The organism is Herpetosiphon gulosus (genome assembly GCF_039545135.1).
In the GTDB taxonomy this organism is placed as follows: Bacteria; Chloroflexota; Chloroflexia; order Chloroflexales; family Herpetosiphonaceae; genus Herpetosiphon; species Herpetosiphon gulosus.
Genome location: NZ_BAABRU010000002.1, coordinates 114,647 through 128,545, shown reverse-complemented (window position 1 = coordinate 128,545; position 13,899 = coordinate 114,647). Strand labels below are relative to the sequence as shown.

General features: G+C 52.1%; 14 protein-coding genes, 2 tRNA genes and 1 pseudogene. 14 read left to right on the top strand and 3 right to left on the bottom strand.

The genetic code is table 11. The features are described from left to right. Positions 1-188 precede the first annotated feature (188 nt). The 3 genes from ABEB26_RS02635 to ABEB26_RS02625 are packed head-to-tail and all read left to right on the top strand — an operon-like array spanning position 189 to position 1,736. A complete protein-coding gene (locus ABEB26_RS02635) occupies positions 189-569 on the top strand; it encodes a VOC family protein (RefSeq protein ID WP_345720393.1) in 381 nt (126 codons plus the stop codon). 9 nt (positions 570-578) lie between these two features. Continuing rightward, entirely contained in the window at positions 579-1,211 is a 633-nt protein-coding gene (locus tag ABEB26_RS02630) for a hypothetical protein (protein ID WP_345720392.1), read from the top strand. Then, entirely contained in the window at positions 1,212-1,736 is a 525-nt protein-coding gene (locus ABEB26_RS02625; protein WP_345720391.1) for a hypothetical protein, read from the top strand. Here the strand turns inward: ABEB26_RS02625 and ABEB26_RS02620 are convergent. Next, positions 1,722-2,456, bottom strand: coding sequence for an SIR2 family NAD-dependent protein deacylase (locus ABEB26_RS02620; protein ID WP_345720390.1), 735 nt, complete (start codon positions 2,454-2,456; stop codon positions 1,722-1,724). The genes ABEB26_RS02625 and ABEB26_RS02620 overlap by 15 nt on opposite strands. Before the next feature lie 369 nt (positions 2,457-2,825). Between ABEB26_RS02620 and ABEB26_RS02615 the strand changes: the two genes are divergently transcribed. Together ABEB26_RS02615 and ABEB26_RS02610 are read left to right on the top strand one after the other, a co-directional pair. Continuing rightward, entirely contained in the window at positions 2,826-3,701 is an 876-nt protein-coding gene (locus ABEB26_RS02615) for a S1C family serine protease (protein WP_345720389.1), read from the top strand. Between the two features lie 27 nt (positions 3,702-3,728). After that, positions 3,729-4,304: a helix-turn-helix transcriptional regulator gene (locus ABEB26_RS02610; RefSeq protein ID WP_345720388.1), complete on the top strand. Its 576-nt coding sequence runs from the start codon at positions 3,729-3,731 to the stop codon at positions 4,302-4,304. Here ABEB26_RS02610 and rsmA read toward each other — a convergent pair. Continuing rightward, the gene (gene rsmA / locus ABEB26_RS02605; RefSeq protein WP_345720387.1) at positions 4,294-5,160 is read right to left on the bottom strand and encodes a 16S rRNA (adenine(1518)-N(6)/adenine(1519)-N(6))-dimethyltransferase RsmA; all 867 of its coding nucleotides are present in this window, start codon (positions 5,158-5,160) and stop codon (positions 4,294-4,296) included. The two genes, ABEB26_RS02610 and rsmA, sit on opposite strands and share 11 nt — an antisense overlap. A gap of 229 nt (positions 5,161-5,389) precedes the next feature. After that, a complete protein-coding gene (locus ABEB26_RS02600; RefSeq protein ID WP_012191617.1) occupies positions 5,390-5,887 on the bottom strand; it encodes a hypothetical protein in 498 nt (165 codons plus the stop codon). 197 nt (positions 5,888-6,084) lie between these two features. Here ABEB26_RS02600 and ABEB26_RS02595 point away from each other — a divergent pair, with 197 nt between their 5' ends. The 9 genes and pseudogenes from ABEB26_RS02595 to dnaX all read left to right on the top strand — a co-directional run bounded on the left by ABEB26_RS02595 (position 6,085) and on the right by dnaX (position 13,820). Continuing rightward, the gene (locus ABEB26_RS02595; RefSeq protein ID WP_012191618.1) at positions 6,085-6,426 is read left to right on the top strand and encodes an STAS domain-containing protein; all 342 of its coding nucleotides are present in this window, start codon (positions 6,085-6,087) and stop codon (positions 6,424-6,426) included. Positions 6,427-6,525: 99 nt separating this feature from the next. Beyond that, a complete protein-coding gene (locus ABEB26_RS02590) occupies positions 6,526-8,502 on the top strand; it encodes a glycosyltransferase family 39 protein (RefSeq protein ID WP_345720386.1) in 1,977 nt (658 codons plus the stop codon). Between the two features lie 213 nt (positions 8,503-8,715). Then, a tRNA-Leu gene (locus ABEB26_RS02585) sits at positions 8,716-8,799 on the top strand. A gap of 17 nt (positions 8,800-8,816) precedes the next feature. Next, positions 8,817-8,892, top strand: a tRNA-Gly gene (locus ABEB26_RS02580). A 93-nt stretch (positions 8,893-8,985) separates the two neighbouring features. Beyond that, positions 8,986-9,207: a hypothetical protein gene (locus ABEB26_RS02575; protein WP_345720385.1), complete on the top strand. Its 222-nt coding sequence runs from the start codon at positions 8,986-8,988 to the stop codon at positions 9,205-9,207. Between the two features lie 11 nt (positions 9,208-9,218). Beyond that, positions 9,219-9,953: pseudogene (locus ABEB26_RS26890) on the top strand (competence/damage-inducible protein A); the annotation flags it as partial. 458 nt (positions 9,954-10,411) lie between these two features. Beyond that, positions 10,412-11,167, top strand: a complete 756-nt coding sequence (locus ABEB26_RS02565; RefSeq protein ID WP_345720382.1) for a DUF4013 domain-containing protein — start codon at positions 10,412-10,414, stop codon at positions 11,165-11,167. 27 nt (positions 11,168-11,194) lie between these two features. Then, positions 11,195-11,860 (top strand): hypothetical protein, encoded by a 666-nt coding sequence (locus tag ABEB26_RS02560; protein ID WP_345720381.1) that lies wholly within the window; start codon positions 11,195-11,197, stop codon positions 11,858-11,860. 226 nt (positions 11,861-12,086) lie between these two features. Continuing rightward, positions 12,087-13,820 carry a DNA polymerase III subunit gamma/tau gene (dnaX, locus tag ABEB26_RS02555; protein WP_345720380.1) on the top strand — a complete coding sequence of 578 codons (1,734 nt, stop codon included), beginning with the start codon at positions 12,087-12,089 and terminating at the stop codon, positions 13,818-13,820. Positions 13,821-13,899: the final 79 nt, after the last annotated feature.

The following is a 13,899-nucleotide window of genomic DNA, read 5'->3' as shown; positions in this document are numbered from 1 at the left end:
TCATTTTAGGTTGATTATTTAATTAATTGATAAACGCTATAGCTGATTTAGCATCAATTTAAAATGCCAACTAGGCTAGTAGCTCACAGCCAAAGTACTAACAGCAATTGATCTAGGGCATCGTTTGGAGCAACGATAGGTCAGGGTGTATAATAGCACAAATGTTTGTAATTCAACGGAGGGTGCACATGTTTGATATGATTGGAATTGTGGTTGCCGATATGGCTAAGGCCTTGGATTTTTATCGGTTGTTCGATTTGGACTTGCCCAGCGATCCTGGTGGCGAAGATCATGTTGAAACAACCTTGCCCAATGGCATGCGCCTCGCTTGGGATAGCCAAGCCTTGATGAAACAATTGCAAAGCGATTGGCAGGAGCCACGCGGCCATCGCATGGGTCTCGCCTTCAAATGTGCTAGCCCTGCGGCAGTTGACCAACTCTATGCTAAGATTTTAGCAGCAGGTTATCGTGGTTCAAAAGATCCATGGGATGCCTTTTGGGGTCAGCGTTATGCAGTGGTGCTTGATCCCGATGGAAATTTGATTGATTTGTTTGCGCCGCTCGATTGAGGAGGCTCGTTGAGTACTGTCATTGAAGAACCGCCAATTGTCGGTTTGTGTCGTTGGTTGAAATTGCTTGATGAATGGGCCACGTTCTACGAAACTGACCCCAAATCCGAACGCACGCCTAGCCGTGAAGACCTCAGCGCCTTTGATCGGGCGCAATCCCTCTATTTGCTCAAAGAACGGGCGATTCAAACGCTGTATCTCAGCGAATCGCCCTCGGTTAGCTTGGGTATTCTCGAAGGCCCAACGCCTAAAACGCGAATTTGGCTCTGCGAAAATTGCCGTAATCAAGCTCGCCGAGGCAATCTGTCGCCCGCTGAATATGCTGAACTTTCTGGCGGCTGCGCGAAATGCCAACGCGAAGGCCTCGAAAACGATTATTATAGTTTGTATGTGTTGAATGTTGATTATGGTGCGCTGGGCCATTGGCAATTTCATACGCCAGTACCAATTGGTCAGAGTTATTTTCCTGCACCACGCTCGGAAGCTGCGCCCGTAGTTGGCCGCCGTCCGGTTGATCGCCAAGGCAAAATGACCCGCCTAGGCCAACCGATTAGCGCCGCCAACCGCCGCCAATACCCTGAGCATAGCGTCGTTTGGCATGTCTGGGATGCGATTAAAACCCTCAAAGCGGAGATTGTCTAAATGCAAAAATCAATTTGGTTGGTGTTGATCTTGATTTTAGCCAGTTGTGGCGCGGAGATTATTACGCCGCAAGCGCCCTATCAGGTGATCGAGGTGTTGCAAACGGTCGATAGCCAGCACGCCCAAGTCGAGTTGCGCCTAGAACGCGATCACACCAACCAGATGATTTTAGCCGCAACCTACCAACCTAAAGAACCACATTTGCACTTATATTCCAAAGATTTGCCGCGCAACGGCGTGGATGGCTTGGGTCGGCCAACCTTGCTTGAGCTTAGGCAGGCTGGTCAATTACGCTCAATCGGGCCGATTGTGGCCGATGCGATTGCCGCACCCGACCCAACAATTGAAACTGCCAAATTGTTGATTTACCCAGCGGGACCAGTAACCTTACGCATGCCAGTTGAGCTTGATCGGCAACAGCTGAATCAGCAAATTTTGCTGACGTTTATGCTCTGTAGCAGCAAAGGTTACTGTACCTCGTCGGTTGAACAATTACCAGTCACAATTCAGCTAAGCAACTCCTAGCAACGTCGGTAATAGCTCTTCGGCTCGCCCGATCTGCTGTTCTTCAAAGGCTAAATCGTCGGCAGCATGTGGCTCCAAATTGACCAACATCGTGCGTGCACCCAGCATTTGAGCTGTACGCGCAAAGGCTGCCGCTGGAAACACCGTGCCCGATGTGCCGACTGCCAAAAAGAAATCACATTCGCGCAGGCTGCGTTTGGCTTGGGTTTCGGCCCAAGCTGGAATCGCCTCTTCAAACAGCACAATATCTGGCCGTAAAGGCTTGCCACAGGTTGGGCAGAGCGGCAGGGTTTGGATGTGCGCCCGCTGATCAACAAAACTTGGTTGGTCACATTGCTCGTCGCTACAGCGGCTTTGGCGCAGGCTCCCATGAAACTCGACCAAATTGCGGCTGCCAGCGAGTTGGTGCAAGCCATCAATATTTTGGGTGATGAGGGTAAAACGTTGATGCTTGCCTAACGATTGTTCAAAGCGAGCCAAAGCTCGATGGGCGGCGTTGGGCTGAGTCGTTTGTAGCTGGCTGCGTAATGGCCCAAAAGCTTGCCAAACCGACTGGGGAGATTGCTCCAGTGCTGTGCGGGTGGCGCAGCGTTCAATATCCCACTCGTTCCAGACTCCATTCGGGCCGCGAAACGGTCGCACCCCTGAAGCGACCGAAATTCCCGCCCCCGTCAATACGACGATATTGCGATAGCGCCGTAGATCAAGTGATAACACCATGATTCATCTTCCGCATTGAAGTTAGCACCAGCATGGTGCAGGTTAAAATCCAGATATCATCACGACATCTTCAACTCTATTGTACCGCGTTCTGTGCCGATCAACTAGTATAGAAGTTTGCATGCCCTCACCCCCTAGCCCCCTCTCCCGCCCAGCAGGCGAGGGGGAACTACCATATTATGGCGGTAGATCGCCCCTCTCCCGCCGCTGTGGGAGAGGGGTTGGGGTGAGGGGCCAATTCACCGTGGTTCATGCAACGAAGGATGCCAACTAGGCGTTTGGCTAGGTTGAAACCTCGCTAACTGACTGATCTCAAGCAGATTGTGGTTGGCTATACTGCTCAACAGTTAATCAATTTAGGAGGCTGTTATGAGTTTACAGGAATTTTCGAGCGAACTCGCCGATGCGGTTGAACAGAGTGGCGCTGGCATCGTGACGATCTACGCCCGCCGCCGCCAAAGTGCTAGCGGAATCATGTGGCAAGCCGATTTGGTCTTAACCGCCGATCATGTCATCCAACGCGATGAGCATATCAAGGTGGTTGGGCCAGACGGCACAGAGTATCAAGCTCACGTAGTTGGTCGCGATCCGAGCAGTGATGTGGCTTTATTGCGTGTGCCCAACGCTAATTTTACCCCCGCAACCTTGGCCAAAACCGAGCCACGGGTTGGTCAATTGGCTTTAGCAGTCGGTCGCCCAAGCAGCGTGCAAGCCAGTTTTGGTATTATTAATGCGATTGGCGGCCCAGTCCCAACCCGCCGTGGTACATTGGCGCAATATTTGCGCACCGATGCCACGCCGTACCCAGGCTTCTCAGGTGGCGGCTTGGTCAACGTTAAAGGCGAAGTCGTTGGTTTGTTTACCTCAGGCTTTGCTGGCGGCGAACCAATTGCAATTCCAGTGGCTGTGCTTACTAGCGTCGCTGATACCTTGCTCAACCATGGTCGCGTGCGCCGTGGCTTTATCGGGATTGCCAGCCAAACTGTTAATTTGCCCGATAACCAACGCGCTGGCCGCAACCAAGCGACTGGTCTATTGGTGATTAGTGTCGAAGCCGATAGCCCAGCCCAACACGCTGGCTTGTTGGTTGGCGATATTTTGGTCGGCTTAGATGGCCATGAACTCAACGAACCCCGCGATTTGCAAATGCTCTTGGCAAGCGATCGGGCGGGCAAAACCGTAACGCTTGATGTGCTGCGAGCTGGCCAATTGCAAAACCTGAGCATCACAATTGGAGCAAAATAGCCCTTGAGCGAAGCAGGATTAAAACTCATGTTGATTGGTGGAACGACGCTAACTCGCGCGGGTATGCGCAGCGTGTTGGCCGAGTACGAGGCCGAAATTGTGGCAGCAGCACCAACCATTGAGCCATTAATCGAACAATTGGGAGTTGTCGATGTAGTGATTTTGCTCGATGATCAAGCGCTGCCCTTGCTTTTGCAGCAAACCAACGATCAACCTGCGATTTTATTGATTAGCCAAGAATTACCACACCCCATGCCACAGCAACGGGCATGGGGTGTGGTTTCAACCGATGCTTACCCGCAAGAAATTTGGGCCAGTTTGCAAGCTCTCCAGCTTGGTTTATGTGTGCTATCGCCAACAATTTTGGCCCAAATTCACAGCCCACCCCAACCAGAACCTTGGGATACCCAACTGAGCGAGCGCGAACACGAAGTGCTACAACTGCTGGCCGAGGGCTTGACTAATCGCCAAATCGCTCAGCGCTTAATCATCAGCGAGCATACCGTCAAATTTCATGTTTCAGCTTTGCTCAGCAAGTTGGATGTTAGCTCACGGACTGAAGCAATTCGGGTTGGCGCTCAACGCGGCTTAATTATTTGGTAGCGATGCCCAACGTTTCGGTTAATTTGGCCCATTGCTCCAAGGTCAGCACCTCAGCCCGTAGATTTGGGTCAATTTCGGCCTGAACAATGGCCGCCAGCACTTGCTCCTTGCCAAAGCCTTGACCAGCCAAACCACCAGTCAACGAATTAATTAGCTTTTTACGGGCTTGGCTAAACCCGGCGCGAATGACTTTAAACAAAGCTTTGGGAGCAGTCGGCACAGTGTTGGTAGGACGGCGGCGCATCAGCACTAACGCTGAATCGACCGCCGGCGCTGGCAAGAACGAAGCAGCTGGCACCCGCGCTATAATTTCGGCGGTGGCATAGAGTTGCACACTATGCGCCAAAATACTGAGATCGCCTGGTTTAGCGGTAATGCGATTGGCAACTTCCCACTGCATCAACACCATCATCAGGCTGGGTGGGCTATCGCCCTCAAGAAAATGGCGCAACAAGGGTGAAGTAATCGCATAGGGAATATTTGCCACCAATTTATAGGCTGTATCGGCGGGCAAGCCAGCCGCCGCCAACATTGCACTGGGAGCAATCTCCAGCACATCGCTTTCAACAATCGTCAAGGGCCGATCGGCAAACTCGGTGCGCAAACGTCCGGCCAAGCGTGGATCAAGCTCAATGCTAATCACCTGACCAGCGGCATTGAGCAATTCCCAAGTCAGCACGCCCAAGCCAGGCCCGACCTCAACTACCACATCGTTGGTATTAACCTCAGCGTGTTCCAAGGCCAACTTGAGCGGCGTAGGATCGATCAAAAAATTTTGGCCCATGCTTTTGCTCGGGCGCACCCCGATGCTATTTAAAGCTCCGCGCACCCGCGACGGATCGGTATATGGATTCATTATTACTCCTTAAGTAGAGTAGTAGTATACCTGTTTCTTGTTGGGTGTAACATGCCCTCACCCCCACCCCTTTCCCATTACGGCGGGCGAGGGGCGTTCCAAACTTCATGATTAAGGGATTCCCCTCGCGGGCGGGAGAGGGGGCAAGGGGGTGAGGGAACCAGTCTAAACAACAAAAACACCAGCCTGCAAAGCAGAGCCAGTGTTTAATTGTTACCAACTGAGCGAATTATTTACGTTTCTTGGAGCGGCGTGCTTCACGACGGCCAGTGGTTGCAATTGGCTTGGGTTCGCGTGGTGCAGCAGGTTCGCTTGCGACACCATCAGCACTGGCCTTGGCATTGCTACCGGCAGCAGCAGCGCGGCTCTTAGCATAATTGGATTTAACTTTGCCGGTTTGCGAAACCAACGCAGGCAAGGTCGAACGAGCATATTGCCATGAATACAGCCCGAAACCAATCAATGCGACAAATAAAACATAGCCCCACAAGCGCCACTCAACTACGTCGATCTTCAGCCAACGCGCCAGAAACTGCACGATCCCAATCCCGGCGATGATCAACAGGCCGTTGCTGGTGCGCTTGCGAAACGCCAAACGCGCCGGATTTTTGGGTGGCAGCGAGCGCAGCCAAAAAATTGCACCCACTAAAACCGCAATCCAAATAACCAACAAACCTGCTACCCACGAAGGGAAAAGAATCTGAGGATCGTTTTGTGTAAAGTACACCGAGCAGCCTCCTGCGAAGAAGTGAAGTTGCATTAAGCGCTAAGCATTATAAAGCCCGCTGAAAAAAGCGTCAATGTGCCATTAACAAGCCCAAAAACGCCATTTAATCTAATCCCTCTGGGCTTGGCTAGCGCTTCAGTGTATAATACCGCTTGTTTCCTGCTGTCTTTTGAACGACAACTATAGGGAGATTTCGTATGGCTGAACTGATCCAAGAAACCAATGGTAAGGTCTTGATCGTGCGTTTGCCTGCTCGCATGGACGCTGCGGCGGTTCGTGAGCTCGAAGAACCATTCGCTCAATCGATTGCCGATCACAATGGGCCTGTGTTGGTCGATGTGAGCAAAGTCGATTTTGCTGCAAGCTTGGCCTTGCGCATGCTCATGATGAATTTGAAAGATCAGCAAAATCGCGGGCAAAATTTGATGCTGTTTGGCTTACAAACCCAAATTGCTGAGGTTTTCCGCAAAACCCGCTTCGATACGCTGTTTACGATCGCCGACGACGAAGCAAGCGGCATCGAGCAACTGAGCGCCTAAGTAGCTTGTTCACCGCCCTCAATTAAGCACTGAGCTAGCTGGCTTGGTGCTTTTTGCTGTTCAGGCCATTTATATTTGTTAAAGATTATCGAGCAGCTTATGCCTAAACATCCCACTCGCAGCCTCAGCTTTGGCCTTTTGATCATCGCACTGGCTTTACGCTTTTTCCGCCTGAGCAGCCAAAGTTTATGGCTCGATGAAGGCGGTACATGGAGCGAGGCTACTGGCCGTTCTTGGCCCAGCTTATTCGGCGATCTGTTTAGCCCACGCCAAAGTTACCCGCTTTATCATTTGCTGATGAAGGCTTGGACGAGCTTGTTCGGCGATAGCGAGCTAGCCTTGCGTGCGCCTTCGGCGCTTGTTGGAGCGCTGGCGGTAGTATTGCTCTATCATTTGGCGCGGCGTTTGAGTACACCCACGGTGGCTTGGGTTGCGGCTGGTCTGTTAGCGATCAATCCATTTGGCTTATGGCAAAGCCAAGATGCCAAAGTTTATAGCATGTTGATGGCGGCGGTGCTTTGGTCGAATCTGGCATTGCTCGATCTGCTTGATCAACCCAAGCCGAAGCAGGTTTGGCTGTGGTTTGTTAGTGTGGTGCTCTGTCTGAGCTTGCACCGTTTGGCCTTGTTGCAAGTGCTCGGTCAAGTGTTGGTGTTGGTGTTGCATTTCAGGCAATCAGTTTGGCACAAATGGCTTTGGCTCGGATTCGGCTTGCTCACGCTTGGTTTTATGGTTGGAATTCGTTTTGGCCTGCGTCAAGACCCGAATGCGCCGCCGATTGGCCGCACAATTGGGGTGTTCCAAGCGGCGTGGCTTTTGCTTGGCCGCCTCAGTTTTGACCGTTCGAGCAGCGATTTAACCTGGCGTTTGTTGCCTGTGGGTTTAGCACTTGCCAGCGGTTTATGGCTGACATGGAGCCATCCACGGCGAAACATTATTTTAAGTTTGTGGCTTTTGCCCACGCTACTCTTTTTGGCGGTGTTAGCAGTAGGCTCGCCGCTCTACGAGCCACGTTACCTCAGTTTCAGCTTACCGCTTTTTTGCTTGATGTTGGCCTTCGGTTTGGCGGGCATGACCCAACAACGCTGGTTGAATGTCGGCAGCATCGTGGCGATCACAGGGTTAAGTGCTTGGTTGGTGTTTCAGCAGCCCTATGGCATTTGGAGCGGCAACGCGGTCAAGGAAGATTATCGTGGCGCGGTGCAAACCCTGGCTGAGCATGTCGCCCCTGATGATGTCGTGATTGTACAACCGCCCTATATTGCAACTTTGTATCAATACTATGCCAGCCGCGTTACGCCCGATGCGTTGCCTATTGCGCGTGGATTTGGGCGAATCGGCGCGATTGGCTATGATCAAGGCGAGTTTGATAATGATTATGCCGCGTTATTGGCGGGCCAACGCCGTGGCTGGCTGCTGATTGCGCCTGAAAATGCCAAGGCGATCGATCCGCCCAACCCGCAATATCCCCAAGATGATATGGGCAAAGTTGGGATTAATTTTCTGACTGCTGATTTAAATGATAAATGGCGTTGCACCGATTTGCCCTATTGGGAATTTAATGCGCTGCGGATTTTGTGTCAGAGCTTTCCACGGCCAATGCAAGTCGAGAATTTGGCGCTGGTAGGCACATGGTCAATTCCCAACTCAGCGACTGCCACGTGGGATCATACGTTGCAACTTGAAGGCTACCAATTTCAAGCCTGGGCCGATGGTTATCAAGCTGGTGGCACGTTGCCAGTGCAATTGGCGTGGCGCACTAACAGCGTTTTAGCCAAAGATTACCGTTTATTTATTCATTTAGTGCCAGCGTTGGGTGCACCAGTTGCCGCCCAAGTTGATACCATGCCGCTGAATGGTGGACTACCAACCAGCCGCTGGCAAGCCAACCAAGCGATTCATGATCAAGTGGCCGTGCCCTTGCCCAAAAATCTCGCCAAAGGCCAATATTTGGTCGTGCTCGGCTGGTATGATCCAACGATTACTGACATTGAAGCTCAACGCTTGCCCATGACAGCCAGCACCGCCCAACATGGAGCCAACTACATCGAATTGGGCACTGTCGAGATTGAGTAACAAATCTCCCACCCCCGACCCCTCTCCCACTGCGGTGAGCGAGGGGAGATCCAATGATCATGATCAAGGATTTCCCCCTCGCCTCGCGGGCGGGAGAGGGGCTAGGGGGTGAGGGCATGATATTCGAACCTTCGCTTTGTGAGAGAGGAATTAGGACGAGGAAATATCCTATTTGCAATTTTGCAACAGCTATGCTATACTCTTCCTCGCTACGGGGACGTGGCGGAATTGGCAGACGCGCTTGCCTTAGGAGCAAGTGTCCTAGACGTGAGAGTTCGAGTCTCTCCGTCCCCACCACTCCTCACAACTAAATCGCGGGAATAGCTCAGTTGGTAGAGCGTCTCCTTGCCAAGGAGAAGGTCGCGAGTTCGAGTCTCGTTTCCCGCTCCACACGATCAGCGCCTTCGGGCGCTGCATTGTTTTAAGCCTCATTCCACCGTATAATATCGCCAGAATTACTCTGCTAGTTTGAGGAAAACGCTCATGAAATTTGTGTTTGGCCTGATTGTTGGCATTGGTGCTGGCTTGGCAGCCTCGTATGTGCTCAACAACCGCGACGAAGAAGAAGGTGCGCTCGGTTCGCTGCAAGTTAGCGTTAAAGGTGCGCTCGATTCGGCCAAGGCGGCGATTGCTCAACGTGAAAAAGAACTATGGACTGAATTCCACGAACGTGTGCCCGCCCCTGATCAAACGACGATTGCCTAGCGAGTAGCACAATGCAAGCTGAATTAATTGCCATCGGCACTGAACTGACCCTTGGCACAACCGTCGATACCAATAGCGCTTGGTTGGCTCGTACCTTGGCCACAGTTGGGGTCGAGGTGCAACGTGTCACCTTAGTCGCCGATGATATTGGCGCAATCACCGAGGTGATCGCGGCGGCCTGGCAACGTAGCCCATTGGTGTTATGCACAGGCGGACTTGGCCCAACTGCCGACGATCTGACGCGCGAAGCCGTGGCCCAAGCAACTCAACGGCCCTTGGAATTCCACCAAGATCTGTTCGATGGCATCGCTGCTCGCTTTCGTTCGTTTGGCCGCACAATGAGCGAGAGCAACCGCCAGCAAGCCTTTGTGCCGATGGGCGCTCGACCAGTGCCCAACGCTCGGGGCACAGCACCCTCATTCATCATCGATGAAGGCTCACGGGCGCTGATGGTGTTTCCAGGCGTGCCCAGCGAGATGAAGTTTTTGGTTGAAACTGAGTTGCTGCCATTTTTGCGCAACGAGCGCGAGCTAAAATCAGTCTTGTTGGTGCGCTCGATTTGGCTCAGCGGCACAAGCGAGGCCGAGGCTGGCGAAATTATTGCCGATTTGATGCAAGCATCCTATCCAACGGTTGGCATTTCGGCCAAAGCCGCCCAATACGAAGTGCGAATCTCGGCTCAAGGCGAAGATCCAGCCCAAGTTGAGGCTGATATTGAGGCTTGTGCGGCAGAAGTGGAGCGGCGGCTTGAGCGCTTTTTGATGGATCGTGATGGCTTGGCGGCACATGTACTGCGGCGTTTGACCAATCGTTCGGCTAGTGTGGCAATTTATGAAGGCTTACGCGGTGCACCAATCTACAATGCTTTGCGTTCAGCCAAACCAGATCTAGTTCAAGCCTTGCGTGGCGTGACGATTCATCCGCTCGATCAAGCGGTTGATCGCGATGCTGCTGAATCGTTGGCAATTGCTGGGGCCAACACTGTGCGCAACAATTGGCAGGCCAGCTATGGAATTGCCGCTGTGCCAGCTCAAGTTGGAGCCGATGGCTTTACCGATGTCTGCATTGTGCTGGTTGGCAAAGATTTGCAACGTAGCTTTACCCGCCGAGTTGAATTAAAAAGTGACGATGCTTTGGGCTTTATCGCCACTGCTGCGCTTGATCTCATTCGACGCAGCTTGGAAGCATAGCACGAGGGGGAAACGTGGCAGGCGAACGATTTCAGCCATTGCGAGCATTACAAAACGCCCTGCGAATTGTTTGGAGCGACCGTATGTGGTTGCCCAAAGTTGCGCTTGGTGGCTTGCTTGGTTCAAGCATGTTTGGGGTAATTTGGCCTCAAGGCTTGGTAATTGAGCATCTTGATAATAGCTCGCGCGGTTATCGGCTGCCCTTGCCTGCGTGGCGACAATTTGGCGATAAAGCGGTGATGGGCTTGTTGGCAACCGTGATGGATTTTGTTTATTTTATTTTCCCGCAGCTGGTTGCCGCGACGTTTCTGTTTTGTGCGATTCTGCCGTTTATCGTGGGCGGCAACAACAGCATTGCCACTAGCGTAACATTGATAATTTTTGGCACGCTGTTTGGGGTTAGTTTCTTGGGCAGTTTCTCGCCAGTCAGCAAGCTTTTTTTTGCCCGCGATGGGGCCGTTGAAAAAGCCTTGGGACGAGCCAGTTTTCGGCGAGCGCTTGGCAGCAATGGCCGTTGGATCTATTTCAGTGCGCGGTTAGTGACCCTGCCAGTATATCTACCGGCACTGGGAGCTGGTTGGTGGCTCTGGCAATTGACCCATATTCCGGCAGTGGCGGTGTGGTGGCTGCTAGCAGCCTTATGGCTGTTGATGAGCTGTCTGTTTTGGGCTTGGTTGATTGTGGCTCAAGTCTATTTTGAGGCCGACCAAATTGTTGCAGATCGAGAGATCGAGCAGCGTTTAGCTGACCGTAAACGAGCTATCAGCTAGCAAACTTCCATCAACTAGGTGGTTGCTATGGAACGAGCACGGATTTTACGCTGGCGTTTAGAGCAGCAGATCGAGCGCATTCGCCAAACTGAGAGCGATCTGCATAGCCGTGCCACCGCCCGCATTGTGCGCCCATTAATCGAGCTGCAATTACCCCACTTTATGCAAGCCTTAGGCTCAGTTCAGCTAGAGCATTGCACCGAAATTCCCCATGCCAAAATTCAGGCTGATCGCTATTCGGTGATTGTACCAATCGTTGTGCGCGATCATCTCACCACCAAAGTTTTTGCGCTAAGGCCATTAATCGGCACATTTGTGATTGCGATTAACGCCAATACGATTGAATTTCGTTTGTTTTGCCGAGCGGTGCGCTATCGCAACCGCTTCGTTGGCGATGCCAAAACTGGCGAGTGGTTGGCTCCAGGCGAATATGTTGAAGAACATCACTTAGGTTCAGTCCAAGTCGATGTATCGCAACCCGAGCTAGCAGTCAAACAGCTTTTTGCGCAAGCCATGCCCCAAATTCCCCAGATTTTGCAATGGACTCAACGTGCTGCTAAAGCCCAACACCAGTATCGGTGGTATCAAGTTGGCCGAGGTTTGGCCTTCAATCTGGCCGTGCTGGGCTATATCGTGGCGTTATTGCTGATTTTATTGGGCAGTTTGGTGACCATGGCCAGTGCCTTTCCTTGATTGGTAAAGAACATAGAACAAAGCGCATAGAACATATGGGTCAGGATTCAGATATTAGGGGGTTGAGAGGATAAGGCTATTGGCTATCGGAATATAGTTCGTGGAATTCGTGCAATTCGTGGATTCAATCCAGTCTCTGATCGCTATGTTCTTTGTTCGATGCGCTATGTTCTAATCGGTGAGCATGCTATAATTGAGACTGATGTTTCAAAAGGGTTGAGTATAGATGTCGTCGCAAGCGTTATATCGAAAATGGCGGTCGCAGACCTTCGATGATTTGGTGGGCCAAAGCCATATTGTGCAAGCCTTGCGCAATGCCATTGCCGCCAATCGCATTGGCCATGCCTATTTATTTACTGGGCCGCGCGGGGTTGGCAAAACCAGTGCCGCACGGATTCTTTCCAAGGCGGTCAATTGTGAGCAAAACGATCCGCGTTTGCGGCCTTGTGGCGAGTGCAGCACCTGTCGCGCAATAGCCGAGGGTCGCGCTGTTGACGTGATTGAGATGGACGCTGCCTCGCATACCAGCGTTGATGATGCCCGCGAAATCATCGAAAAAGTCCAATTTCGCCCAACCCAATTTCGCAAAAAAGTTTATGTGATTGACGAAGTGCATATGTTGAGCACCGCTGCCTTCAATGCGTTGCTCAAAACCCTCGAAGAACCACCCGACCATGCTATGTTTATTTTAGCAACAACTGAATTTCATAAAGTGCCAGCGACGATTCTTTCACGCTGTCAGCGCTTTGTGTTCAATCGTCATACGATCGCCAACACGATTGCCCACCTCGAATGGGTCGCTGGCGAAGAAGGCGTTTTCCTTGAGCCTGGCGTGGCTGAGGCGGTGGCACGGGCGGCAACTGGCTCGATGCGCGATGCCATGAGCATTCTCGACCAGTTGATGGGCTATGGCGAACCGCAAATTCCCTTGAGTCGGGTGCAAAGTTTACTGGGGGCAACTGCCTCTCACGAGGTGGAAACCTTGGTAGCCGCCTTTGCCGCCGAAGATGTAGCCGCAGCATTAAGCGTGATCAACACGATTGCCGATCAAGGCGCTGATTTACGTCAGTTTACCCGCGATGTGGTGAGCTATTTACGAGGCCTGATGTTGCTTAAATCGGGTGGAGCCGCCGATTTGCTTGATGTTGGTCACGACGTTTTGGCTACGATGCAAAGCCATAGCCAACAGCTTGCCTTGGCGGCGATTTTGGCTTGGCTCAAAATTTTCAGCAGCCTCGATCATCAATTGCGTACCACGCCCTATGGTCAATTGCCCTTGGAAATGGCGGTCGTTGAAGCCTTGGTTGTGCCAGTACCAGTGGCGGTGACAGCACCCAGCCCAGTTCGTGGTACGGTGGCTCCAGCACCACGCCCGACTCCAGCCGTTGCACCACGCCCAGCCGAGCCAGCGCCAGTTCAACGTCAAACCCCAGCACCAAATGTTGTTGCTCCGCGCCAAGCTGAGCCAACAATTGTTGAGCAACCACCACCAGTTGTTGAACCAATCCCAGTGCCAGTTGCCGCCGTAGCAGTCCAACCAATGCCCGAAGCCGAGCAACATATCGTCTTGGCTGAATCGGAAATTTTGCTGGCTGAGGTTGAGGCGGTTTGGTTGCAAGTGATCGAAGATCTCAAGCCCTACAATCCGCGCTTGCAAGCGGTGCTCAAAAGCTGCGAACCATTGGCGCTCGAAGATAATACCTTGCTGATCGGCACGCCTTCGCCATTTCATACCAAACAACTCGACGACCAAACCCAACGGCGTTTGATCGAAGATTTACTGGCCAAAGCCGTGAATCGACAGATTTTTGTACGTGGCGAAGAAGCCAACCGCGATCAGCAAAATCGTGCCCGTGATGCTCGTCGCCAGCGCGAAGAGATCATGAAAGATCATGTGGTCAAGGCTGCCCGCAATATTTTCGATGCCCGCATTGTCGGGGTACAAGAGGATGGCAGCTGAACCAAGCCTACTTTGACATTTAGATTGAATTTCTTATACTTGCACTGCTTTAGGCTAGCACTATTCAACAAAGGAGTTT